This is a genomic window from Bacillus sp. FSL M8-0277, assembly GCF_037975305.1.
In the GTDB taxonomy this organism is placed as follows: domain Bacteria; phylum Bacillota; class Bacilli; order Bacillales; family Bacillaceae; genus Bacillus; species Bacillus pumilus.
In genome coordinates, this window is sequence record NZ_CP150255.1 from 60,992 (window position 1) to 85,171 (window position 24,180).

Genomic DNA, 24,180 nt, shown 5'->3' on the forward strand with positions numbered 1-24,180 from the left:
ATCCGCTTGGGGTCTTTTTGCTATCATTCACAGTAAATAGGTTTAAAATGATTCGGTTATGGGTAATTATGAGAGTAGTGACAAAAATGAAATAGGATGGTGCTGAATATGGCAACTTTAAAAGCAAATAAAAGAACTGATTTCAAACGTTCCACACTGCAAAAAATCCGTCATTCAGGACACGTTCCTGGTGTCATATACGGAAAAAATACAGACAACCTGGCTGTTTCACTAGACAGCATCGATTTATTAAAGACCTTACGTGATGAAGGGAAGAATACAATCATCACACTAGACGTGAACGGTGAAACAAAATCTGTGATGGTCACAGAATTACAAACAGACCCGCTGAAAAATGAGCTTGTCCATGCAGATTTCCAAGTGGTCGATTTACAGCGTGAAATTGAAGCGGATGTACCTGTTCAACTGATTGGCGAATCTAAAGGAGTTAAAGATGGCGGTGTGCTTCAGCAGCCACTATTTGAACTATCCATTACAGCGAAACCAAAAGACATCCCTCAGCATATAGAAGCAGATATTACAAACTTAGAAGTGAATGATGTCCTAACAGTCGCTGATTTGTCTGTTCAGTCATCATATCAAGTGAATAACGATCCAGAAGAAGTCGTGGCATCCATTTTACCGCCTCAGCAATCAGAGGTTCCTGAACCAGATAGCACAGAGGAACCAAAAGAACCTGAGGCCATTAAAGAAAAGGATAACGATGGAGAATAACTGGTCATTTAGAGACGTAACCCTCCCGCGGTTGCGTCTTTTGTGCTAGAATGAAAAGAATTCATACGTTTTACATGAGGCAATCCTATTGGCTCATTTTTTAGGCGTGTGCTTTGTGACAAAGGAGGTTATTGGTTTCATGCTTGCATTCGTTGGATTAGGTAATCCAGGAAAAGAATATGAAAAAACAAGACATAATGTCGGGTTTATGACAATAGATGAATTATCGAAAAAATGGGACATCCCTTTAAATCAGTCAAAATTCAATGGACTGTTTGGAACAGGGTTTGTTTCAGGGCAAAAGGTTCTACTTGTAAAGCCGCTTACATATATGAACTTATCAGGAGAATGCGTGCGTCCGCTAATGGATTACTATGATATTCCTCTTGAACATTTGAAAGTCATCTATGATGATCTTGATTTGCCAACTGGCCGGATTCGTTTGCGTACAAAAGGAAGTGCTGGCGGGCATAATGGAATCAAATCGTTGATTCAGCATTTAGGGTCACCTGAGTTTGATCGATTCCGTATTGGCATTGGACGCCCTCAAAATGGCATGAAGGTCGTCGATTACGTGCTAGGACGCTTTTCAGAAGAGGAGCAGCCTGACATTGCATCAGCCATTCAGGCGTCTGTCGAAGCTTGTGAGGCGGCTTTAACTAAGCCATTTTTAGAAGTGATGAATGATTTTAACAAAAAGGTATAAGAATGATAAGCAAAGCACATACTGATCATAAAATCTCAGCATGGGAGGATCACGTATGGCTTTGCATTATTACTGCCGGCACTGTGGTGTAAAGGTTGGCAGTCTAGATGAATCCGCTGTTCAAAGTGAAGCACTTGGATTTCATCACTTAACAAATGAGGAAAGAAACGATATGATTTCTTATAGGGAAAATGGTGATTTACATGTACAAACCATTTGTGAGGATTGCCAAGAGGCGCTCGAAAGAAATCCTGATTACCATCAGTATCATACCTTTATTCAATAAAAAGCTTTGGTGTAGATAATAGACCAAAGCGTTTTTCTGTTTTAAACAAGCAGGGAGGAGGAGCCAAATGAAAAATATACAATCATTTATCAAACAAAGTGATGATTTTCAGTCCATTTTTAATGGGCTAAAGGAAGGGTTAAAAGAACAGCTGCTCGCCGGACTATCAGGCTCCGTCAGATCTTTATTTACAGCCGCTATATCAGACGAACTTAAGCGGCCAATGTTTATTGTGACTCACAACTTGTATCAAGCGCAGAAGGTAACAGATGATCTTGCCAGTGTGATGTCAGATCGCTCGGTCCTTCTTTATCCTGTGAATGAACTCATTGCTTCAGAAATTGCCGTTGCAAGCCCTGAGCTCAGAGCACAGCGTCTAGATGTTCTGAACCGGCTGGCGAATGGAGAAAACCCCATTATCGTCACCCCGGCTGCTGCGGTGCGTCGAATGCTTCCGCCAGTTGAGCTCTGGAAGGAGAGTCAGATCCATTTAAAGCTTGGTGAAGAAATTGATTTGGAGGCGTTTTCAAAACAGCTTGTACAAATCGGTTATGACCGGACGTCAATGGTTGCTGCGCCCGGAGATTTTAGTGTGCGCGGAGGAATCATTGATATTTATTCGTTAACGGAAGATCACCCAATTCGTATTGAGCTGTTTGATACAGAAGTAGACTCAATTCGAACATTCCACTCGGATACACAGCGTTCATTAGAAACACTTCAAGAAATTAAAATCGGTCCCGCAAAAGAGCTGATTGTGAGAGGGCCTGAACGAGTAAGAGCCATTGAACAGCTTGATCAAGGACTTGCGAAGAGCTTAAAGAAATTCAACTCGGACCAGCAAAAAGAATTGCTGCATCAACATATTTCTGCTGATCGAGAGAAGCTGCTAGAGGGTATCGTGACACAGGAAATGACGAAGTACCTGTCCTATTTCTATGAAAAACCTGCTAGTTTGCTAGATTACACTTCACAGGATACGATTATTATTTTAGATGAAATTAGCAGGATTCAGGAGATGGAAGAACAGCTTGAGCAGGAAGAAGCCGATTGGACAATTAGCCTGCTTGAAGAAGGCAATATTCTTCATGATTTATCCCTTTCTTTCCCGTTCCAACAACTGATCAATCAGCAATCGCGGTCGATTCTGTACTACTCCTTGTTCCTGAGACATGTCCAGCAGACAAATCCGCAAAATATCGTCAATGTATCTAGTAAGCAAATGCAGAATTTCCACGGGCAGATGAATGTGCTTGCAAGTGAAATTGAACGCTACAAAAAACAACAATATACAGTTGTCTTCTTAGGTGCGGATGAAGAGCGGACAGACAAACTGTCTTCTGTCTTACATGATTATGACATTGAAGCCGCTCTTGCCAAGCCGGACGCAGAGCTTGTAAGCGGGCAGGTTTATATTTTACAAGGTGAGCTGCAAACAGGCTTTGAACTGCCGTTATCGAAAATTGCCGTGATCACAGAAGGCGAGCTCTTCAAGAAACGTGTGAAGAAGCAGGCGCGTAAGCAAAAGCTGACCAATGCAGAGCGAATTAAGAGCTATTCAGAGCTTCAAGTCGGCGATTACGTGGTGCACATTAACCACGGGATCGGTAAGTATTTAGGAATTGAAACGCTTGAAATCGGCGGCATTCATAAAGATTATTTAAATATTCATTATCAAGGAAGCGACAAGCTTTATGTACCGGTTGAACAAATTGATCAGGTACAGAAATATGTTGGATCAGAAGGTAAAGAACCAAAGCTGTACAAACTAGGCGGCAGCGATTGGAAACGTGTGAAGAAAAAAGTAGAGTCCTCTGTACAGGACATCGCAGATGATCTCATTAAGCTGTACGCAGAGCGTGAGGCAAGCAAAGGGTATGCCTTCTCGCCTGATCATGAGATGCAGCACCAGTTTGAATCAGCGTTCCCTTACCAGGAAACAGATGATCAAATCCGTTCGATTCATGAAATCAAACAAGACATGGAGCGGGAGCGTCCAATGGACCGCCTGCTTTGTGGAGATGTGGGATACGGAAAAACAGAAGTGGCGATTCGAGCCGCCTTCAAAGCGATTGCTGACGGGAAGCAAGTTGCTCTACTCGTGCCGACAACCATCTTAGCGCAGCAGCATTTTGACACGATTATGGACCGATTCCAAGACTATCCGGTCAAAATTGCTCAGCTGAGCCGTTTCCGTACAAGAAAAGAAACAACCGAAACGTTAAAAGGGTTGAAAAATGGAACGATTGATATGGTTATTGGTACACACCGTTTGCTTTCTAAAGATATTGTCTATAAAGACTTAGGTTTGTTGATTATTGATGAAGAGCAGCGTTTTGGTGTGACCCATAAAGAGAAAATTAAACAGATGAAAGCCAATATCGATGTACTGACATTAACGGCTACGCCAATTCCGCGTACGCTGCATATGTCTATGCTTGGCGTACGGGATTTATCGGTTATTGAAACACCGCCTGAAAACCGTTTCCCTGTTCAAACCTATGTGGTCGAGTACAATGGCGCTTTAGTCAGAGAAGCGATTGAGCGAGAACTAGCACGCGGTGGTCAAGTGTACTTCCTGTACAACCGTGTCGAGGATATTGAACGAAAAGCAGATGAAATCTCTATGTTAGTTCCAGATGCGAAAGTCAGCTATGCACATGGGAAAATGAGTGAGAACGAGCTGGAATCAGTGATGATCAATTTCCTTGAAGGTGAATCAGATGTATTGGTCAGTACCACCATCATTGAAACGGGAGTCGACATTCCAAATGTGAACACGCTCATCGTCCACGATGCGGATAAAATGGGGCTTTCTCAGCTGTACCAGCTAAGAGGACGAGTAGGACGCTCGAATCGTGTCGCATATGCTTATTTCACGTATCGAAAAGATAAAGTTCTTTCTGAAGTAGCAGAGAAGAGACTTCAAGCTATTAAAGAATTCACAGAGCTCGGATCAGGATTTAAAATTGCGATGCGTGATTTAACTATTCGAGGAGCAGGAAATTTACTTGGTGCACAGCAGCATGGATTCATTGATTCTGTTGGATTCGACCTCTATTCTCAAATGCTGAAAGAAGCCATTGAGGAAAGAAGAGGCGATACAACGGCTCAAGATAAATTCGAACCGGAAATCGATCTGCAAATCGATGCTTACATCCCGGACACTTACATTTCGGATGGGAAGCAAAAGATCGAGATGTATAAACAGTTCAGAGCGATTGGATCAATTGAAGAGCGAAAAGAGCTTCAAGATGAGATGATCGACCGATTCGGTGAATATCCGCAAGAAGTGGCGGACTTGTTCACGATTGCGACGATGAAAGTATACGCAGTGCAGGAACGTGTCGAACTGATCAAGATGGAGAAAGGCATTGTCAGGCTCACCCTTGAAGAGCAATCAAGCAGTGAAATCGACGGTCAAAAATTATTTGCCCTCGGCAGTAAATATGGCCGTGATATTGGCTTAGGAATGGAAGGCAGCAAGCTAATTATTTCTGTCCAAACGAAAGGCAAGAAGACAGGGGAATGGCTTGAAATCGTTCTGAATATGCTTCGGGGTCTTCAAGATGTGAAAAAAGAAACCATTCCATCTTCATAAAAATTTGTTTGTCTCTCGTGTATATTACGGTTGATGTGACGGATACTAATCTCAGGGTCAAGTGGTGAATGTTGCATAAAGTGGACGCTTTTGCTCCATTCACCCAACACATCATCAAACGAAAGAGAGGCAGCAGTGAATGAAAGCAACTGGAATTGTACGCCGCATCGATGATCTAGGTAGAGTGGTTATTCCGAAGGAGATTCGCAGAACATTGCGCATCCGGGAAGGAGATCCGCTTGAGATTTTCGTCGACCGCGATGGAGAAGTCATTTTGAAGAAGTATTCGCCGATTAGTGAGCTAGGAGACTTTGCGAAGGAATATGCTGATGCATTATTCGACAGTTTGGGTCATTCCATCCTGATTTGTGATCGAGATACGTATATTGCTGTATCCGGCAGTTCGAAAAAAGAGTACTTAAACAAATCCATCAGTGATTTACTTGAACGAACAATGGACCAGCGCAATTCTGTATTAGAAGAAAGCAAAAAAGAAATTCAACTTGTCGATGGTATTGATGATGACGTATCTGCTTATACCATTGCACCTATTGTTGCAAACGGAGATCCGATTGGCGCCGTCGTCTTATTTTCTAAAGAGCGTTCAATGGGGGAAGTGGAGCATAAAGCGGCAGAAACAGCAGCTGGCTTCCTAGCCCGTCAAATGGAACACTAGGTCTAATAATTCTATATCATTTTGATGAAACGAAAGAATGCCGATGAAATCATTTGATTTTGTCGGCGTTTTTTATATGGAATGAAACAAAACGAGAAATGTGCCGTCTACTCCTTAGAAAGAAACGGCTTTTCATTCACGTATGATATAATGAGTGCGTTTAACTGTAGATCTATTTTTAAAGGAGTCATCCATGAAAAATGCTGTGAATCAGCCGCATTGGCTTTTCCAGGGTGCGGTGATTTTGACCATCGCAGGCTTGTTATCAAAGGTACTAAGTGCCGTTTATCGTGTTCCGTTCCAGAACATCGTAGGAGACACAGGGTTTTATATTTATCAGCAAGTGTACCCCTTCCTAGGTATTGCGATCATGCTCGGCACCACAGGGTTTCCTGTCATGGTGTCCAAGCTTTTGAGTGAGCATGGGGAGGAGAATCGACGAATTATTACAAGGGTATCCTTGGTCTATATCACTTTACTGAGCCTGGTCTTATTTCTTTGTCTTTACATAGGAGCAGGCAGTATTGCGAGCCTTATGGCGGACAGTCAATTAATCCTGCTCATCCAAATGAGTGCTTTCGTGTTTTTATTTCTGCCGCTTACCGTGATGCTGAGAGGCGTTTTTCAGAGTGACGGTATGATGCTTCCAACAGCTGTTTCTCAATTGGTTGAGCAGCTCATCAGGGTAGGCGTCCTGCTTGTTTTATCCTTCTATTTCGTCAGGCACGGCTATTCGCTTTATGAAACAGGGGCGGGTGCAGTCTTCTCCTCCATAGCGGGAAGCGCGGCCTCGCTTATACTGCTTCTTTTCCTTTGGCTGACTTACCGAAAACAGTCTTCTGCACCTATGACAGTCAAGCGGGCGACACTTCGGAAAAAGGATGTTTTGAAGAGTTTGGTGCTGTATACATTCACGATTTGTGTCAGCGGATTGCTCATTTTATGGATGCAAATGATTGATGCCTTTCATCTGTATGCGTTGCTGCGCAGTGAGGGACTGAGTGAAGCCGCGGCAAAGGCGGCAAAAGGTGTGTATGACCGAGGGCAGCCGTTTTTACAGCTAGGGACAGTGTTTGCCATTAGCATCGGGACCTCTCTTGTGCCATTTTTATCTGCTGCCATGAGGAATGGAGAGCATGAAGCGATCAGGCAAAAAGTACGTACATCGTTTAAAACCACGTCAGTTTTAGGGATTGGTTCCGCAGTTGGGCTGATTTGTATTCTTTCGTCAGTCAATACCATGCTTTTTCGTAATGATTTAGGTACCGATGCGCTGCAAATATTCTGTATTTCCATCGCATTTACATCGATTGCGATTACGCAAGCAGCTTTACTTCAAGGGCTTGGGCATACTGTGTATCCGGCTGTTGTGGTGCTTCTCAGTGTGCTAGTGAAATGGATACTCACGCTTGCACTTGTGCCGCTATTTGGCATCTACGGTGCCGCATGGTCAACCGTGTGCGGTTTTCTCGCTGCCGCTCTGCTCAATGCCGTTTATTTGAGGCATAAAGGATGGATTTCGTTGAGAGAGCTGTTTCCAGTGAAAATTCTTTTATCGGCCGCTTTCATGGCCATTGTCTTAATAGGGTATCAGGCACTGTTTTCTTGGGTCATTCCCTTTGAAAAACGTCCTTTTTCCGTTTTAGAGAGCCTGACGTCAGTTTTTATTGGTGGTTTCGCCTTTTTATATAGTATTCTTAAGCTAGAAGTATTTACGGACGAGGAATGGAGACTCATTCCATTAGGAGAAAAGATTTTATATTTTAAACAGATGAGAGGGAATCAAAATGGCAGGTAAGATTACCGTCGTCGGTCTTGGGGCAGGCGACATGGATCAGCTGACGCTCGGTGTATACAAGCAGCTGAAGCAGGCGAAAGAAGTATTTATGAGAACGCAGGACCACCCGCTTACCGCAGAGTTGATGCAGGAGGTTCCATCGCTGACCTTTTTTGATGAGATTTATGAAAAGCACGATCAGTTTGATTCGGTCTATCAGGATATCACGGAAATTTTATTTACAGAGGCTGCGGAAAAGGAGATTGTGTACGCAGTACCAGGTCACCCATTTGTCGCTGAAAAGACCGTCCAGCTATTAGTTTCTCAGCAGCAAGAGCGCGGGATTGAGGTGTCCGTTGCTGGTGGACAAAGCTTTTTGGATGCGACGTTTAACTCCCTGCAGATCGACCCCATCGAGGGATTCCAATTCGTTGATGCAGGAGATATGAGAGCGGACGATCTGAAATTGACCCAGCATGTCCTCATTTGTCAGGTATATGATCAGCTCACCGCTTCGAATGTGAAACTCACGCTGATGGAAAAGCTTCCAGACGATTATGAAGTCTATATTGTGACTGCGGCTGGAAGCAGCTTGGAACAGATTACTGCCGTTCCTTTATTTGAACTTGATCGAGATGTGTCGATAAATAACTTAACGAGTGTTTATGTGCCTCCGATTCAAGATGAAAAGCTGCTTTACCAACAATTTGACACCTTCCGTGACGTCATCCGTACATTAAGAGGTCCGGGCGGCTGTCCATGGGATCAAAAACAAACCAATGAGTCACTTAAACCCTATTTAATTGAAGAATGCTATGAACTGCTTGAAGCGATAGATGAAGATGATCCAGACCACATGGTGGAAGAGCTCGGAGATGTGATGCTGCAGGTGTTACTTCATGCTCAAATTGGTGAAGATGACGGCTTTTTCTCAATTGATGACGTCATCCAGCATGTCACAGAAAAAATGATTCGTAGACATCCCCATGTGTTTGGCGACACAAATGTTTCTGAAGCAGAAGAAGTGGTCGTCAACTGGGAAAAAATCAAGCAGCAGGAGAAGCCGGAGCGGGCAGCCTCTATGTTGCAATCCATCCCGGCGACGCTTCCAGCACTAACAAAGGCATATAAGCTCCAAAAGAAAGCCGCCAAAGTAGGCTTTGATTGGACAGATGTGAAAGATATTTGGAACAAATACGAAGAAGAAAAGCAGGAATTTCTCGTTGAAGTGGCAGAGAAGCCGGACGAAAGTGCAACGAAGCAGATGAAAGACGAATTTGGAGATCTTTTGTTTGTTCTCGTCAACATTGGAAGGTTCTATCAGCTAGAGCCTGAAACGGCGCTCGCTTCCGCCAACACAAAATTCATGCGTCGCTTTCAGCATATCGAACAAAAAGCAAAGGACATGGGACGTTCATTAGAGGACTTAACGCTAGAGGAAATGGACGATCTATGGAACGATGCCAAACGTATAGAAAGAGGTGAGCATACATGAGATTAGATAAATTTTTAAAAGTGTCCCGTTTAATCAAAAGAAGAACATTGGCAAAAGAAGTCGCTGATCAAGGCAGAATTTCGATTAACGGCACACAGGCGAAAGCCAGCTCTGATGTGAAAGAAGGAGACGAGCTTAAAATCCGTTTTGGTCAAAAACTAGTGACGGTTCAAGTCAACGAGTTAAAGGACACAACGAAAAAAGAAGAAGCCGCTGGCATGTATACTGTGCTAAAAGAAGAAAAAACAGCAGAATAGGGCTTGTTCTAAATGATCCTCCTGTCACATACAATGCAGTAACAATGCAAGTATGAGATATGGGGGATGTATAAATGAATCAATATTATAATCAACCTCAAGGCACGAAGCTGTCATCAGAAGCGGAACACAATATCACAATGCGAAACAGAAAGCATTTAGATATTACCGGCGTCAAACAGGTGGAAAGCTTTGATAATGAAGAATTTCTGCTTGAGACGGTCATGGGGATTCTCGCTATCCGTGGAGAAAATCTGCAAATGAAAAACCTAGACGTCGAAAAAGGCGTTGTGTCGATTAAAGGACGTGTCTTTGACATAATTTATGTAGATGAGCAGCACGGGGAGAAAGCTAAAGGATTTTTTAGCAAGCTGTTTAAATGACGCTGACAGTCCAGTTTTATACGATGCTTTCGATGGTAGCGATGGGCATCTGGCTGGGCGCATCGCTTGATACGTACAAGCTGTTTGTGAATCGGGAAAAGACAGCAAAATGGCTTTTGATTATACACGATCTCCTTTTTTGGCTGGTACAGGGTCTCTTATTCTTTTATGTTCTGCTGCTGACAAATGAGGGAGAATTCAGGCTTTATATCTTTCTAGCCGTTGCACTAGGGTTCTCGATGTATCAGGCATTGATGAAACAGCTGTATATGAACATTCTCAAATTTATCACGATGTGTATTTATCAAACCGTTCTCATCCTTAAAAGGCTGGTCATGTCGATCGTCTTCCAGCCGATCCGTTGGATTGTCACAATGGTCATAAGTGTTATACTGTTCTTGTTCCACTCGCTCTTACGTCTTGTTCGTTTTACGTTTCGGCTCGTGTGGAAGGTGCTGTCCATTGTTTGTTATCCGCTCATCTGGTTACTTAATGTGACCATTATTCATCGGATTCCCGAAAAATGGCGAACATCAATGAGATTGTTTTTCTCTAAAGGAGCAGGAATTTTACAAGGGACCAAGAAATTATCTGGTACCATCAAAACGAAATGGAAACAATTCTGGACAAAGTAAGAGAGGAGGCCTTCAACCTTGAACAAGAGAAAAAGAAATATCGCACAAATTCAAAATGATTACCAAAAACAAATGGAACAGCAAGCACAACGCTTAAAACGCAAACGCCGTGGACTCCTTAGAAGGCTTACCGTGTTTGGTGTGATCGTGCTCATGTTTGCTGTCTTGGTGACAAGTGCCCTCTGGTCGCAATCGTCCTCATTAAAGGAAAAAGAAGAGAAGAAGGTTGCGCTCGAAAAAGAATTAAAGCAATTACAAACAAAGCAGGAAGATATTTCTGATGAAATTAAAAAGCTGAAAAGCAAGGAATACGTACTCGAACTGGCACGACGAGACTATTATATGTCCAAAAAAGGCGAAAAAATCTTTGATGTGGGCAATAAGAGCGATTAGCCTTGTTGACACTTAAAATTCAGTTTATGTATAATTGAACAAATGAGATTTTTTTATAAGTCTAAGGAGGAGCACTTTTTTTATGTCGATTGAAGTTGGCAGCAAGTTACAAGGGAAAGTTACGGGCATTACAAATTTTGGAGCTTTTGTGGAGTTGCCAGGCGGTTCAACTGGTCTCGTTCATATCAGTGAGGTAGCCGATAACTATGTAAAAGATATTAATGAGCATTTAAAAGTCGGTGAACAAGTTGAAGTGAAAGTGATTAACGTTGAAAAAGACGGTAAAATCGGCTTGTCCATTAAAAAAGCAAAAGATCGTCCTCAACAACAACAATCAAGACCGAGCAGAAATGATTTCCGTCCGAAGGAATCGTTTGAGCAAAAAATGAACAAATTCTTAAAAGATAGTGAAGACCGCTTAACATCTTTAAAACGTAACACGGAATCAAAACGTGGGGGACGCGGAGCAAGAAGAGGTTAACTTGTTGCTGCTTTCTATATATCTTTCACAACAAAGCACCTGCTGTCCGCAGGTGCTTTTTTTCTTGATCCATACGACATTTTTTGAGATTTCGTCATTTAATTTAAAACTTCCTATTGACGGACAAGCGATTCCTTTGTATTATAGATCTTGTGCTTCTTAGCGCATTTTTATTATGGCGGTGTAGCTCAGCTGGCTAGAGCGTACGGTTCATACCCGTGAGGTCGGGGGTTCGATCCCCTCCGCCGCTATCCTTTTTATTAGAACATAAAAGCAAGGCCCGTTGGTCAAGCGGTTAAGACACCGCCCTTTCACGGCGGTAACACGGGTTCGAATCCCGTACGGGTCATCTTCGAAAACAGCTTTCTTTAGGAAAGCTGTTTTTTTGTGTCTTCGTAAAATTCTGATGAAAGACATCGACTTTCATGAAAGTATGCCTTTTTGACGAATAAAGCGTCGAACGTTTTATGGAAACGACAACTTCTTTTGACAAAATTTCTTTTTCACCTTCGCTATAATGACAAGCAACGAATATCAGGTGGGGGATGAAAAGATGGAAAAACTAGAAAGAAGAACTGATTTAACAGGAGCGGGGTTTGAAAGAATCAGTGCAGGGTTAAAAAAGATGAAAAACCTGTTTCTTCATCATACGCATTCTCTTTTTTTCTATAAAGGGTTTATTTATGTCGTTCTTGGTTTTTTATTAGGACGAGCCTTTATATTATCTGAAATTATGCCGTTTGCTCTGCCTTTCTTTGGCTCGATGCTACTTATCAAAAGAGATAAGTCCATGCTTGCTTGTCTCGCTTTACTTGCTGGAGCCATGACGATATCACCTCAAAATGCATTGTTTGTGTTTGCGTCGCTGATCGTATTCCTTCTTATGTCCAAGGTGGTTTCTTTCATCATCAAAGACCCAGTGAAAACATTGCCGGTTGTCATTGTGCTGTCAATGCTGATCACCAGAGGAGCGTTTGTTTACCTAGAGCAAGGTGCTGTGCAAAGCTACGATTACGTCATGGCGGGTGTCGAAGCAGGACTTGCCTTCATTTTGACACTGATTTTCCTTCAAAGCCTGCCGATTTTTACAGTCAGGAAAATCAAACACTCCTTAAAGGTTGAAGAAATTATTTGCTTTATGATTTTGATTGCCTCAGTTTTAACAGGTCTGGCAGGCATCACATTTCAAGGAATGCAGGCAGAGCATATTTTGTCACGATATGTAGTGCTGAGCTTTGCCTTTATTGGAGGAGCGAGTATTGGTTGTACAGTGGGTGTCGTGACTGGATTAATTCTCGGTCTCGCTAACATCGGAAACCTTTATCAGATGAGTCTTCTTGCCTTTTCAGGTTTATTAGGGGGATTGCTGAAAGAGGGGAAGAAAGCAGGTGCAGCCATTGGCTTAATTGTGGGTTCCTTACTTATTTCCTTGTACGGAGAAGGATCAGCAGGACTCATAACCACGCTATATGAATCATTGATTGCGGTTGCGCTCTTCTTGCTCACGCCACAATCAGTGACCTCTAAGGTAGCGAAATATATTCCTGGTACGGTAGAGCATGTACAGGAACAGCAACAATACGCCCGGAAAGTACGAGATGTGACAGCAAAAAAGGTAGACCAATTTTCTAACGTATTTCATGCGCTGTCTGAGAGTTTTGCGACATTTTACGATTCCATTCCTGAAGAAAAGAAACAGGAAGAGGATGTAGATCTTTTTTTAAGTACGATCACAGAACGATCCTGTCAAACGTGCTATAAGAAAAATAAATGCTGGGTGCAGAACTTTGATACAACCTATGAACTGATGAAACAAGTTATGCATGAATCTGATGAAAAAACCTACGAGCAAAACCGGAAATTGAAGAAGAAATTTAGCCAGCACTGCTCAAAATCAAAACATGTCGAGGAATTGATTGAAGAGGAGATCGCTTACTATAAAGCCAACCAGACTCTGAAGAAAAAAGTCCAAGACAGCAGACGACTGGTAGCTGAACAGCTGATGGGTGTCTCACAAGTGATGGAGGATTTTTCCCGGGAAATAAAACGGGAAAGAGAACAGCATTTTATTCAAGAAGAGCAGATGATAGAAGCACTGCAGCACTTTGGAATTGAAATTCAGCAAGTAGAAATTTATAGCTTGGAGCAGGGGAATGTCGATATTGAAATGAGAATCCCATATTGCCAGGGCCATGGTGAATGTGAAAAAATCATCGCCCCTATGCTCTCAGATATTTTAGAAGAACAGATTTTAGTCAAAGCAGAGCAGTGTGCAGAGCACCCAACAGGCTATTGCCACGTTGTATTTGGCTCTGCAAAATCATATCGAGTGGCTACAGGCGTAGCGCATGCAGCAAAAGGCGGAGGATTAGTGTCTGGAGACAGCTACAGCATGATGGAGCTGGGTGCGGGCAAATATGCCGCGGCTATTAGTGATGGAATGGGCAATGGAGCAAGGGCTCATTTTGAAAGCAATGAAACGATTAAGCTGTTAGAAAAAATATTGGCATCAGGCATCAATGAAAAAGTGGCGATTAAAACCATTAATAGTATTTTATCTTTACGAACGACAGATGAAATCTATTCAACGTTAGATTTGTCCATTATTGATTTACAGGATGCGAGCTGTAAATTCCTTAAGATCGGTTCAACACCCAGCTTTATTAAACGGGGTGATCAGGTGATGAAGGTACAAGCGAGCAACTTACCGATTGGGATTATTGATGAATTTGAAGTGGAGGTTGTGAGTGAACAGATGAAGGCAGGAGATCTGCTGATTATGATGAGTGATGGCATTTTCGAAGGACCAAAGCATATTGAAAATCATGATCTCTGGGTGAAACGCAAAATGAAAAGCTTTAAAACAGAAGATCCGCAAGAGATTGCTGATTTATTAATGGAAGAGGTCATTCGAACAAGATCGGGTCAAATTGATGACGATATGACGGTTGTTGTCATCAGGCTTGATCACAATACGCCTAAATGGGCATCCATTCCGACTGGTACATTCTATCTTGAGAAACAAGAGATTTCTTGAAATATCGTATAATATGAATTTCTTCTGGCGATGATGGGGATATAAAGCATTCAGTTACGATCCCAGGAGGAATGAAGATGCGAAAAGGTCACGTAAACCAAATCTTATTGATTACAGATGGCTGCTCAAATCACGGGGAAGATCCACTTGCGATTGCCTCATTGGCAAAGGAACAAGGGATTACAGTCAATGTCATTGGCATTATGGAGGAAAACAGACACGATCATGAAGCAATGAAAGAAGTTGAGGGGATTGCTCTAGCAGGCGGAGGCATTCATCAAGTTGTCTACGTCCAGCAGTTATCTCAAACGGTACAAATGGTTACAAAAAAAGCGATGACACAAACCTTGCAAGGTGTTGTGAATAAAGAATTGCAGCAAATCCTTGGTAAGGACACTGAAATAGAAGAGCTTCCGCCTGATAAGCGCGGGGAAGTGATGGAAGTAGTCGATGAGTTAGGAGAGACGGTTCACCTTCAAGTACTTGTGCTTGTTGATACAAGTGCAAGTATGAAACCGAAGCTGCCGACCGTTAAAGAAGCACTCATTGACCTCTCCATTAGTTTAAATTCAAGAATTGGTGAAAATCAGTTTGGAATGTGTATATTTCCCGGGAAAAACTCAGATGCTGAAATTGTGTTGAATTGGACGCCTCGATTCGATTCACTGTCATCTATTTTCCCGAAACTGACCACGGGAGGAATTACTCCAACTGGACCAGCGCTTCGAGAAGCACTCCAGCATTTCAAATCAGTTCGTTCACGTAAAGGGCTGCTTGAAGCAAAGGAAGAGCATGATGAATTCGGCTTCTAACATTCCGTTAGGCACGGTGATTCAAGGGAAATGGCATCACCATCATTACCGCATCGTAAAAGAGCTAGGAAAAGGGGCGAACGGTATTGTCTATCTAGCCGAATCGCCAAATGGTCAAGTAGCCCTTAAAGTGAGTGATGACAGTATGCTCATTGCATCTGAAGTCAATGTGTTAAAATCCTTTTCTAAGGCTCCTGTGAAAACCATGGGGCCTTCTTTTTATGATATGGATGATGCGATTTATCCCGGCATGCTTCAAAAGCGTTCCTTTTATGTGATGGAGTATGTCAGAGGCCCATTACTACTTGAATTTGTAAAACAAAAAGGTGATGAGTGGATCGTTGTTTTAATGGTTCAACTTTTATCTAACCTGGCTCATTTACATCAAGAAGGCTGGATTTTTGGTGACTTGAAGCCAGATAATCTCATCGTGTCAGGTCCCCCGGCAGCGATCCGGTGCATTGATGTAGGGGGAACGACAAAAGCAGGCAGGGCAATCAAGGAGTATACCGAGTTTTTTGATCGAGGCTATTGGGGATTCGGCACAAGAAAGGCAGAGCCATCCTATGATCTGTTTGCCTTAAGTATGGTGATGGTGAACTGTGCGTATAAGAAAGAATTCAAAAAAGGAGCAGAACCGGAAAAGCAGCTTTACAGAGCCATTGAAGGACATCCTTTATTAAAGCGTTATGAGCGGGTGTTAAAGGCTGCTCTACAAGGTAAATACCAATCAGCGGCGGCTATGAAGAGTGCAATGCTGAAAGAAGGACAGCTGATCGCTTCAAGAAAAGCGAGTCAAAAGAAGCAGCAGCAAAAAAACGGGCAAAAGCCCGCTGTTCAACAAAATCAACAGGTGACTTCACGATCGAGAGTTGCAGCAGCAAAAAGAACACCAGTACGCAAAAAATCAGGCGGGCTTTTTGAAACTGTTCTTATCGTGTGCAGTGTACTTGCTCTTTACTGTGCATATGTAGTTTTGTTCCTGCTATAGACCTGTAAAAAAGCAGGCTTCATCTTTGCTTGGAGCTACTGAAAGTGATAGGATATGTATATCTTTAAATTACCTGCTCTTTGTGAGGAGGAAGTTGTGAATAGAATTGAATCATTTTTGAAAAAACATGATGTTTACCTTGAAAATACGACAGTCATTGTCGGGGTTTCTGGCGGACCAGATTCCATGCTTTTACTGCACGAACTAAACAAACGTCGAAAAGGTTCCTTTCAGCTGATTGCAGCCCATGTAGATCACATGTTCAGAGGAGAAGAATCCTTTGCTGATTTGGCATTTGTTGAGGCATACTGCAAGGAGCAAGGAATTCCTTTTGAATCGGCCCGCATACAAGTTGCCCAATATGCAAAAGAAAACCACTTAAACAAACAGGCAGCTGCAAGAGAGTGCAGATATGCTTTCTTTCGTCAATTGATGGAGCAATACAACGCTCAATTTCTAGCGCTTGCACATCATGGAGACGACCAAGTAGAAACAATGATGATGAGGCTTGTGAGAGGGACAGTTGGAATAGGACTCGCAGGTATCCAAGCAAAACGTCCTTATCAAGATGGATGGCTGATTCGGCCGCTCATTGGATATTCCAAGGATGACGTGCTGACCGCTTGTGAAAAAGAACATATTCCCTATGTCATTGATCAAAGCAATCACACAGATGACTACTTGAGAAACCGGATAAGAAGACACATTCTTCCCGTGTTAAAAGAAGAGGCACCTCATGTACATGAAAGCTTTCAGTTTGTAAGTGACATGCTGACTGAAGATGAGCAATATTTGCAGGCATTAACAAAGGAACAAATGAACCAAGTGATAACGAATCAATCGCCTAAGCAAATTAAGATCAAAACGAAGCCTTTGCTTGACCTGCCTTTGCCTTTACAAAGAAGAGGCATTCAACTAATATTAAACTATCTTTATGAAAACACTCAATCAGCGTTTTCAAACCAGCATATTCTAGGGACTTTGGACTGGTTATCTCATACCGAACAACCGTCTGGATCATTAGATTTGCCAAAAGGTTTACAAGCTGTCAAGTCTTATGATTACTGTATGTTTACCTTTGAACGATCGCTTGTACTAGACCAGACTTATGCTCTTCACTTAAAGGGTGAGCTTGGAGAGAAGCTTTTCCTTCCAAATGGGCAGTCTATCGTGGTATCAAATCATATTCCGAAGGATGCACGGAACGGAAACCATTTTTTCTTGCTTCAAAAAGATCAAGTTCGTTTCCCTTTGATCATTCGCTCACGAAAAAATGGTGATCGAATGAAACTTAAAGGGATGAATGGATCAAAAAAGGTGAAGGATATATTTATTGATAAAAAAGTGCCTCTTGCAGAAAGAGACAGCTGGCCGATCGTCACTGACTCGGATCATCAAATCATCTGGATCCCAGGTCTGAAAAAATCCGTTTTTGAAGAAATTGATATGACAAACAGCGATCTCATTGTATTACAATATAGACAGCATGAAAATTTGTAGGGGGCAAGCAAAAGCATGAAACAAGATATTGAAAAGGTTTTGATCTCAGAAGAAGAGATCCAGCAAAAAGTGAAGGAACTGGGTGCAACATTAACCAGCGATTATGATGGTAAATTTCCCCTGGCTATTGGTGTTTTGAAAGGGGCTCTTCCATTTATGGCAGACCTGATCAAACACATTGATACATATTTAGAACTTGATTTTATGGATGTATCTAGCTACGGAAAATCTACCGTATCTTCAGGAGAAGTAAAGATCATAAAAGATCTAGATACTTCTGTTGAAGGAAGAGATATTTTAATTATGGAAGATATCATCGACAGTGGGTTAACTTTGAGCTATCTGGTAGAGCTTTTCCGATACCGTAAAGCAAACTCCATAAAAATTGTGACATTGCTTGATAAACCAAGCGGTCGTAAAGCAGACATCAAAGCAGATTATGTTGGATTTGAAGTGCCAGATGCATTTGTTGTCGGCTATGGATTGGATTTCGCTGAACGTTACCGAAACCTCCCGTATATTGGAGTGTTAAAACCATCTGTTTACGAAGGCTAATCAGCATACGTATACATGAGGTTATTGGTTGTATTGGAATGATTTTCTATGATACTATTGAACATAGTTGTGCTTACTGTGGGAGGAGGTAAGGAATGAATCGGGTTTTTCGTAATACGATTTTTTATATACTTATTTTATTACTTGTGATAGGGGTAGTCAGTTGGTTAGGATCCCCTAATCAAAAGCCTGAGAACATGTCTTACAGCAAATTTTCGCAAAATCTAAGTGCGGGAAAAGTGGAGAGTATCTCCATTCAGCCTGTAAGAGGGGTTTATGAAATTCGTGGTCAATTAGATGGCGCGAAGAAAGATGAATACTTCATTACCCATGTTCCAGATGGTCAAGGTGTTGACCAGATTTACAGTGCACTAAAGAATACAGATGTAAAAGTAGAACCAGCACCTGAAACAAATGGATGGCTGCAAGTTCTGACAACCATCATTCCGTTCATCATCATCTTTATCCTGTTCTTCTTCTTACTGAACCAAGCTCAGGGCGGTGGAAGCCGTGTTATGAACTTTGGTAAGAGTAAGGCGAAGCTTTACACAGAAGAGAAGAAACGTGTGAAATTTAAAGATGTTGCCGGTGCAGATGAAGAAAAGCAAGAGCTTGTAGAAGTGGTAGAATTCCTGAAGGACCCACGTAAATTCGCAGAGCTTGGCGCAAGAATTCCTAAAGGGGTTTTACTAGTAGGACCTCCAGGTACAGGTAAAACATTGCTTGCGAGAGCATCTGCAGGAGAAGCAGGCGTTCCTTTCTTCAGCATCAGTGGTTCTGACTTCGTCGAGATGTTCGTCGGTGTCGGTGCATCACGTGTACGTGATTTATTCGAAAATGCGAAAAAGAATGCACCATGCTTAATCTTTATTGATGAGATTGATGCAGTGGGTCGTCAGCGTGGAGCCGGTCTAGGCGGTGGTCATGACGAGCGTGAACAAACGCTTAACCAGCTTCTTGTTGAAATGGATGGTTTTAGTGCGAACGAAGGTATTATTATCATCGCTGCAACGAACCGTGCAGATATCCTAGATCCTGCATTGCTGCGTCCGGGACGTTTTGACCGTCAAATTACGGTTGACCGCCCAGATGTCATTGGCCGTGAAGAAGTACTGAAGGTTCATGCGAAAAACAAACCGCTTGATGATACAGTGAATTTGAAAGCCATTGCAAGCAGAACACCTGGGTTCTCTGGAGCAGATCTTGAGAACTTACTAAACGAAGCAGCACTTGTTGCTGCCCGTCATAACAAAAAGAAAATTGATATGCGTGATATCGACGAAGCGACTGACCGTGTCATCGCTGGGCCGGCGAAGAAAAGCCGCGTCATTTCGAAGAAAGAACGTAATATCGTGGCTTACCATGAAGCAGGTCATACCGTCATTGGTCTTATCCTAGACGAAGCGGACATGGTGCATAAAGTAACGATCGTTCCTCGTGGTCAGGCAGGCGGATATGCGGTCATGCTTCCAAGAGAAGACCGTTATTTCCAAACGAAGCCAGAGCTTCTTGATAAAATTGTCGGCTTGCTCGGCGGTCGTGTTGCAGAGGAAATTACGTTTGGTGAAGTAAGTACAGGTGCTCACAACGACTTCCAGCGTGCAACTGGCATTGCAAGAAAAATGGTTACAGAGTTCGGTATGTCTGATAAACTTGGTCCACTTCAATTCGGTCAAGCACAAGGAGGTCAAGTATTCCTTGGCCGTGACTTTAACAACGAGCCGAATTATAGTGAAGCGATCGCTTACGAAATTGACCAAGAAATTCAGCGTTTCATCAAGGACAGCTACGAACGTGCGAAACAAATTCTCACTGAGAATAAAGATAAGCTAGAAATCATCGCACAAGCTCTTCTAGAAGTTGAAACATTAGATGCTGAGCAAATTAAATCTCTTTACGAAACTGGAAAGCTTCCAGAGCGTGTATACGCAGATGACGAAGAGAAAAACGATGATGTGAAAGTGAACATCAAGAAAAAAGAAGAAGATGAGGAGATCTAATCTCCTTCTGTGAAAGCTGCCGGGATCATCGGCAGCTTTTTTTATTTCGATTCCTGAATGGATCGGTTTCGAATTGTTTACAAATGGAACTCAATTCGTGTATGGTATGATAGAAAGTCGAAAAATGCTCTTTTTGAGAAACTATTCAAAGTGGTGATGAAGTTGTTACTCGTGATAGATGTAGGGAACACAAATACCGTTTTAGGTGTTTATCATAATGGCGATCTAAACTACCATTGGCGAATTGAAACAAGCCGTCATAAAACAGAAGATGAATTTGGTATGGCCATCAGGTCTTTATTTGATTATGTCGGGCTGATGTTTGACCAAATAGAAGGAATTATCATCTCGTCTGTTGTCCCGCCAATGATGTTTGCATTAGAAAGAATGTGCGAGAAGTACTTTCACATAACTCCCCAAATTGTAGGGCCTGGGATGAAGACTGGATTAAACATTATGTGTGACAATCCAAAGGAAGTCGGGGCTGATCGAATTGTGAATGCAGTAGCGGCGATTCATCTATATGGAGCACCTCTCATTGTCGTAGACTTTGGCACAGCGACAACCTACTGCTTTATCAATGAACAAAAACAATACATGGGTGGGGCAATTGCACCTGGTATTACCATCTCAACAGAGGCTTTATATACAAGAGCGGCGAAGCTGCCGAGAATTGAAATTGTCCGTCCAGATCACATTGTTGGAAAAAACACCATCAGTGCGATGCAATCCGGCATCCTTTATGGATATGTTGGGCAAGTCGAGGGAATAGTGAAACGGATGAAGCAGCAAGCGAAACAAACACCGAAAGTCATTGCAACAGGCGGTTTGTCCACATTGATTGGAAATGAATCAGACTGCATTGATATTGTTGATCCGTTCTTAACATTAAAAGGACTTCAACTCATTTATGAACGTAATCGTGTCGGTGTACTATAGGAGGTTTAAAATCGAATGGACTACTTAGTTAAAGCGTTAGCATATGACGGAAAAGTCCGAGCATATGCTGCAAACACAACAGATACAATCAACGAAGCACAAAGAAGACACCATACATGGCCAACAGCATCAGCAGCGATTGGCAGAACAATGACAGCTACAGTCATGATGGGTGCTATGCTGAAAGGTGAAAATAAGCTAACGGTCAAAATTGAAGGCGGTGGACCAATCGGTGCCATCATTGCTGATGGAAACGCAAAGGGCCAGGTGCGCGGATATGTCTCAAACCCACAAGTCCATTTTGACTTAAATGAACATGGCAAGCTGGATGTTAGACGTGCAGTCGGGACATCTGGAACGTTAAGTGTTGTTAAAGATATCGGGCTGAAAGATCACTTTACAGGACAAACGGAGATCGTTTCAGGTGAAATTGGAGATGACTTCACTTATTACCTTGTCTCTTCTGAGCAAGTGCCTTCCTCTGTAGGTGTAGGGGTTTTGGTCAATCCAGATAACTCGATCCTTGCAGCAGGCGGTTTCATCATTCAATTACTGCCTGGAACAGAAGATGCTGTCATTGAAAGATTAGAAAAGCGGCTCTCAACCATTGAACCCATTTCTAAACTCATTGAAAAAGGGATGGCACCAGAAGAAATTTTAGAAGAAGTACTCGGAGAAAAACCTCAAATTTTAGAAACTGTACCTGTCGAATTCTCTTGTAACTGCTCAAAAGAACGTTTTTCTAATGGCATTATCAGCCTAGGAAAAGCCGAAATTGAAGACATGATTGAACAAGACGGACAAGCAGAAGCTCAATGCCATTTTTGTAACGAAACGTATGTATTTACAAAAGAAGAGCTAGAAGAGCTACGTGAAGAAATAACCCGCTAAGCTCTAAGCAGCGGGTTTTCTTTTTAGAATGGAAAGGAGACGAAAGATGAGACTGAAAGCAAGAGTGGTATGGACATTTATTCTCGTGTTGCTTATGATCAATGCCGTTGTCATTGCATATGTATTAACAAAGTCGCAAATGTCACAGGCTTCTTCAAACGGGAAGAGCGGTGAAGAAATTGCGTCGATTGGAAAAGAGAAGGTGACACGTCAAGAATGGTTAAAGAAGATGGAAGACCGCTATGGAAAGGCAACACTTGAGCAAATGATTAATCAGAAGGTGGTCGATCAGCTTGCGAAAGAAAACAAGCTTGAGGTGTCCTCAAAAGAAATCAATCGTGAATTGCTGATGCTTAAAGCGGTATCAAATAATTTCTACGAAGATGGACATACGAGTGAAAAGGACTGGACAGAACAGATTCGTTATCAAATATTATTAGAGCAGCTTTTAACGAGAGATGCTGTCGTTTCTGAAAAAGAAGCGAAATCCTTTTATGAAAAAAACAAGGACTTATATCAATATGATGATTCATACCGTATTCGTCATATCGTCGTGAAGACAAAGGGCGAAGCTGAAAATGTATTGAAGGATCTAAAAGGCGGATCTAGCTTCGAAGCGGTGGCAGCTGAACGCTCCATTGACCGCTACACCTCTCCATATGGCGGAGATCTTGGGTTTGTCACAGAAGAACAAGAAAGTATCCCAGCCCTATACATACAGGAAGCTCAAAAGCTTCAGCCAGATCAATGGACAAAAGAACCGATCGAGACCAAAAACGGGTATGCCATTATTCAATTGAAAGAAAAATTAGATGGTCGCTCCTTCTCGTATGAAGAAGTCAAAAATCAGATCAAAAGGCAGATTGCCATGGAAGATCTAGGTGAAAAGGCGAATGTTAAAACCCTGTGGAAAGAAGCAAAAGTCACATGGTTTTACGATGGCGAGCAGGACTAAAAGCATTGACAAAATTTTTTGAAATTGATAATTTAATATTAATACAATAAAATTACTCGGAGATAGAGGTGTTAGTGATGGCTCGTATTGCAAATTCAGTTTTTGAACTAATAGGAAATACACCAGTCGTTAAATTAAACCGTTTAGTAGATGAAGACAGTGCGGATGTCTACTTGAAACTTGAATATATGAACCCGGGCAGCAGTGTAAAAGATCGTATTGCGTTAGCGATGATCGAAGATGCTGAAGCGAAAGGTACTTTAAAAGCCGGCGACACGCTCATCGAACCAACAAGCGGAAACACAGGGATCGGTCTTGCAATGGTAGCGGCAGCTAAAGGAATTAACGCAATTCTAGTGATGCCAGACACAATGAGTCAGGAGCGTCGCAACCTTTTACGCGCTTATGGTGCAGAGCTTGTATTAACACCAGGTGCAGAAGGAATGAAAGGTGCCATCAAAAAGGCAGAAGAATTGGCAGAAGAGCACGGTTACTTCATGCCTCAGCAATTTAACAACGAAGCCAATGCGGAGATTCACCGTCGTACTACAGGAAAAGAAATTCTTGAACAGTTCGACGGCGAGCTTGATGCATTTATTGCAGGTGTTGGTACGGGCGGCACAATTACGGGTGCTGGTGAAGTCCTCAAAGAAGCCATCCCATCGATTCAGCTTTATGCGGTAGAGCCGACAGATTCTCCTGTATTATCAGGCGGAAAGCCAGGCCCGCATAAAATCCAAGGGATTGGGGCAGGTTTTATCCCTTCCATCTTGAACACGGAAGTATATGATGGCATTATCCAAGTGAAAAACGAAGATGCATTTGAGCTTGCAAGAAAAGCAGCGAAAGAGGAAGGAATCCTTGGCGGTATTTCTTCAGGAGCAGCTATTTACGCAGCACTTCAAACAGCGAAGAAGCTTGGTAAAGGGAAAAAGGTTCTCGCAATCATCCCAAGTAATGGGGAGCGTTACCTCAGCACACCTCTTTATCAATTCGATTAAACTGATTACCCCAGCATTTGCTGGGGTTTTTTTATGAAATCTGTAGATGGAAAGCAAATACTATTTTCTAAATA

The 24,180-nt window shown here is 42.4% G+C and carries 22 protein-coding genes and 2 tRNA genes; all 24 read left to right on the plus strand.

Features of this window, described 5'->3' with window-relative positions; genetic code table 11:
- The first annotated feature begins 108 nt into the window (after positions 1 to 108).
- Entirely contained in the window at positions 109 to 735 is a 627-nt protein-coding gene (locus tag MKZ05_RS00330; protein WP_251191529.1) for a 50S ribosomal protein L25/general stress protein Ctc, read from the plus strand.
- Between the two features lie 139 nt (positions 736 to 874).
- The gene (gene pth, locus MKZ05_RS00335; protein ID WP_212046561.1) at positions 875 to 1,441 is read left to right on the plus strand and encodes an aminoacyl-tRNA hydrolase; all 567 of its coding nucleotides are present in this window, start codon (positions 875 to 877) and stop codon (positions 1,439 to 1,441) included.
- 55 nt (positions 1,442 to 1,496) lie between these two features.
- A complete protein-coding gene (locus MKZ05_RS00340; RefSeq protein ID WP_003217967.1) occupies positions 1,497 to 1,727 on the plus strand; it encodes an anti-sigma-F factor Fin family protein in 231 nt (76 codons plus the stop codon).
- Between the two features lie 67 nt (positions 1,728 to 1,794).
- A complete protein-coding gene (gene mfd / locus MKZ05_RS00345) occupies positions 1,795 to 5,328 on the plus strand; it encodes a transcription-repair coupling factor (protein WP_050945793.1) in 3,534 nt (1,177 codons plus the stop codon).
- Positions 5,329 to 5,467: 139 nt separating this feature from the next.
- On the plus strand, positions 5,468 to 6,004 hold the full coding sequence (spoVT, locus tag MKZ05_RS00350) for a stage V sporulation protein T (RefSeq protein ID WP_003217990.1): 537 nt from the start codon (positions 5,468 to 5,470) through the stop codon (positions 6,002 to 6,004).
- A gap of 193 nt (positions 6,005 to 6,197) precedes the next feature.
- A complete protein-coding gene (locus MKZ05_RS00355) occupies positions 6,198 to 7,802 on the plus strand; it encodes a polysaccharide biosynthesis protein (protein ID WP_003217981.1) in 1,605 nt (534 codons plus the stop codon).
- The gene (mazG, locus tag MKZ05_RS00360; RefSeq protein WP_339160919.1) at positions 7,792 to 9,276 is read left to right on the plus strand and encodes a nucleoside triphosphate pyrophosphohydrolase; all 1,485 of its coding nucleotides are present in this window, start codon (positions 7,792 to 7,794) and stop codon (positions 9,274 to 9,276) included. The genes MKZ05_RS00355 and mazG overlap by 11 nt, the downstream gene beginning before the upstream one ends.
- Positions 9,273 to 9,533, plus strand: a complete 261-nt coding sequence (locus MKZ05_RS00365; protein ID WP_003217975.1) for an RNA-binding S4 domain-containing protein — start codon at positions 9,273 to 9,275, stop codon at positions 9,531 to 9,533. Before mazG ends, MKZ05_RS00365 begins: the two co-directional genes overlap by 4 nt.
- Before the next feature lie 74 nt (positions 9,534 to 9,607).
- Positions 9,608 to 9,916 carry a sporulation protein YabP gene (yabP, locus tag MKZ05_RS00370; RefSeq protein ID WP_339160922.1) on the plus strand — a complete coding sequence of 103 codons (309 nt, stop codon included), beginning with the start codon at positions 9,608 to 9,610 and terminating at the stop codon, positions 9,914 to 9,916.
- A complete protein-coding gene (gene yabQ, locus MKZ05_RS00375; RefSeq protein WP_003217942.1) occupies positions 9,913 to 10,551 on the plus strand; it encodes a spore cortex biosynthesis protein YabQ in 639 nt (212 codons plus the stop codon). The genes yabP and yabQ overlap by 4 nt, the downstream gene beginning before the upstream one ends.
- A gap of 18 nt (positions 10,552 to 10,569) precedes the next feature.
- On the plus strand, positions 10,570 to 10,944 hold the full coding sequence (locus MKZ05_RS00380) for a septum formation initiator family protein (RefSeq protein ID WP_003217952.1): 375 nt from the start codon (positions 10,570 to 10,572) through the stop codon (positions 10,942 to 10,944).
- An 82-nt stretch (positions 10,945 to 11,026) separates the two neighbouring features.
- A complete protein-coding gene (locus MKZ05_RS00385) occupies positions 11,027 to 11,425 on the plus strand; it encodes a S1 domain-containing RNA-binding protein (protein WP_003217901.1) in 399 nt (132 codons plus the stop codon).
- Positions 11,426 to 11,602: 177 nt separating this feature from the next.
- Positions 11,603 to 11,676 (plus strand) — tRNA-Met (locus MKZ05_RS00390).
- Positions 11,677 to 11,702: 26 nt separating this feature from the next.
- Positions 11,703 to 11,774 (plus strand) — tRNA-Glu (locus MKZ05_RS00395).
- 204 nt (positions 11,775 to 11,978) lie between these two features.
- The gene (spoIIE, locus tag MKZ05_RS00400) at positions 11,979 to 14,462 is read left to right on the plus strand and encodes a stage II sporulation protein E (RefSeq protein ID WP_003217965.1); all 2,484 of its coding nucleotides are present in this window, start codon (positions 11,979 to 11,981) and stop codon (positions 14,460 to 14,462) included.
- Positions 14,463 to 14,539: 77 nt separating this feature from the next.
- Positions 14,540 to 15,274: a VWA domain-containing protein gene (locus MKZ05_RS00405; RefSeq protein WP_003217969.1), complete on the plus strand. Its 735-nt coding sequence runs from the start codon at positions 14,540 to 14,542 to the stop codon at positions 15,272 to 15,274.
- The gene (locus tag MKZ05_RS00410; RefSeq protein ID WP_034665743.1) at positions 15,258 to 16,265 is read left to right on the plus strand and encodes a serine/threonine protein kinase; all 1,008 of its coding nucleotides are present in this window, start codon (positions 15,258 to 15,260) and stop codon (positions 16,263 to 16,265) included. The genes MKZ05_RS00405 and MKZ05_RS00410 overlap by 17 nt, the downstream gene beginning before the upstream one ends.
- A gap of 96 nt (positions 16,266 to 16,361) precedes the next feature.
- The gene (gene tilS / locus MKZ05_RS00415) at positions 16,362 to 17,765 is read left to right on the plus strand and encodes a tRNA lysidine(34) synthetase TilS (protein ID WP_339160927.1); all 1,404 of its coding nucleotides are present in this window, start codon (positions 16,362 to 16,364) and stop codon (positions 17,763 to 17,765) included.
- A 15-nt stretch (positions 17,766 to 17,780) separates the two neighbouring features.
- A complete protein-coding gene (gene hpt / locus MKZ05_RS00420) occupies positions 17,781 to 18,320 on the plus strand; it encodes a hypoxanthine phosphoribosyltransferase (RefSeq protein WP_003217950.1) in 540 nt (179 codons plus the stop codon).
- Positions 18,321 to 18,415: 95 nt separating this feature from the next.
- Positions 18,416 to 20,320 (plus strand): ATP-dependent zinc metalloprotease FtsH, encoded by a 1,905-nt coding sequence (gene ftsH, locus MKZ05_RS00425; RefSeq protein ID WP_034620893.1) that lies wholly within the window; start codon positions 18,416 to 18,418, stop codon positions 20,318 to 20,320.
- A 162-nt stretch (positions 20,321 to 20,482) separates the two neighbouring features.
- On the plus strand, positions 20,483 to 21,259 hold the full coding sequence (locus tag MKZ05_RS00430; protein WP_050945788.1) for a type III pantothenate kinase: 777 nt from the start codon (positions 20,483 to 20,485) through the stop codon (positions 21,257 to 21,259).
- 15 nt (positions 21,260 to 21,274) lie between these two features.
- Entirely contained in the window at positions 21,275 to 22,150 is an 876-nt protein-coding gene (hslO, locus tag MKZ05_RS00435) for an Hsp33 family molecular chaperone HslO (protein ID WP_212046557.1), read from the plus strand.
- A gap of 52 nt (positions 22,151 to 22,202) precedes the next feature.
- On the plus strand, positions 22,203 to 23,105 hold the full coding sequence (locus MKZ05_RS00440; protein ID WP_223251241.1) for a peptidyl-prolyl cis-trans isomerase: 903 nt from the start codon (positions 22,203 to 22,205) through the stop codon (positions 23,103 to 23,105).
- A 77-nt stretch (positions 23,106 to 23,182) separates the two neighbouring features.
- Positions 23,183 to 24,106 (plus strand): cysteine synthase A, encoded by a 924-nt coding sequence (cysK, locus tag MKZ05_RS00445; protein ID WP_003217917.1) that lies wholly within the window; start codon positions 23,183 to 23,185, stop codon positions 24,104 to 24,106.
- The last annotated feature ends 74 nt before the right edge of the window (positions 24,107 to 24,180 follow it).

Bases quoted from the DNA above. Each gene is read 5' to 3' on its own strand.
- MKZ05_RS00355 (WP_003217981.1), top strand. From the start codon at position 6,198: ATGAAAAATGCTGTGAATCAGCCGCATTGGCTTTTCCAGGGTGCGGTG.
- MKZ05_RS00410 (WP_034665743.1), top strand. From the start codon at position 15,258: ATGAATTCGGCTTCTAACATTCCGTTAGGCACGGTGATTCAAGGGAAA.
- hslO (WP_212046557.1), top strand. From the start codon at position 21,275: ATGGACTACTTAGTTAAAGCGTTAGCATATGACGGAAAAGTCCGAGCA.
- MKZ05_RS00330 (WP_251191529.1), top strand. From the start codon at position 109: ATGGCAACTTTAAAAGCAAATAAAAGAACTGATTTCAAACGTTCCACA.
- pth (WP_212046561.1), top strand. From the start codon at position 875: ATGCTTGCATTCGTTGGATTAGGTAATCCAGGAAAAGAATATGAAAAA.
- hpt (WP_003217950.1), top strand. From the start codon at position 17,781: ATGAAACAAGATATTGAAAAGGTTTTGATCTCAGAAGAAGAGATCCAG.
- yabP (WP_339160922.1), top strand. From the start codon at position 9,608: ATGAATCAATATTATAATCAACCTCAAGGCACGAAGCTGTCATCAGAA.
- ftsH (WP_034620893.1), top strand. From the start codon at position 18,416: ATGAATCGGGTTTTTCGTAATACGATTTTTTATATACTTATTTTATTA.
- mfd (WP_050945793.1), top strand. From the start codon at position 1,795: ATGAAAAATATACAATCATTTATCAAACAAAGTGATGATTTTCAGTCC.
- MKZ05_RS00340 (WP_003217967.1), top strand. From the start codon at position 1,497: ATGGCTTTGCATTATTACTGCCGGCACTGTGGTGTAAAGGTTGGCAGT.
- cysK (WP_003217917.1), top strand. From the start codon at position 23,183: ATGGCTCGTATTGCAAATTCAGTTTTTGAACTAATAGGAAATACACCA.
- spoVT (WP_003217990.1), top strand. From the start codon at position 5,468: ATGAAAGCAACTGGAATTGTACGCCGCATCGATGATCTAGGTAGAGTG.
- MKZ05_RS00405 (WP_003217969.1), top strand. From the start codon at position 14,540: ATGCGAAAAGGTCACGTAAACCAAATCTTATTGATTACAGATGGCTGC.
- yabQ (WP_003217942.1), top strand. From the start codon at position 9,913: ATGACGCTGACAGTCCAGTTTTATACGATGCTTTCGATGGTAGCGATG.
- MKZ05_RS00365 (WP_003217975.1), top strand. From the start codon at position 9,273: ATGAGATTAGATAAATTTTTAAAAGTGTCCCGTTTAATCAAAAGAAGA.
- MKZ05_RS00385 (WP_003217901.1), top strand. From the start codon at position 11,027: ATGTCGATTGAAGTTGGCAGCAAGTTACAAGGGAAAGTTACGGGCATT.
- mazG (WP_339160919.1), top strand. From the start codon at position 7,792: ATGGCAGGTAAGATTACCGTCGTCGGTCTTGGGGCAGGCGACATGGAT.
- spoIIE (WP_003217965.1), top strand. From the start codon at position 11,979: ATGGAAAAACTAGAAAGAAGAACTGATTTAACAGGAGCGGGGTTTGAA.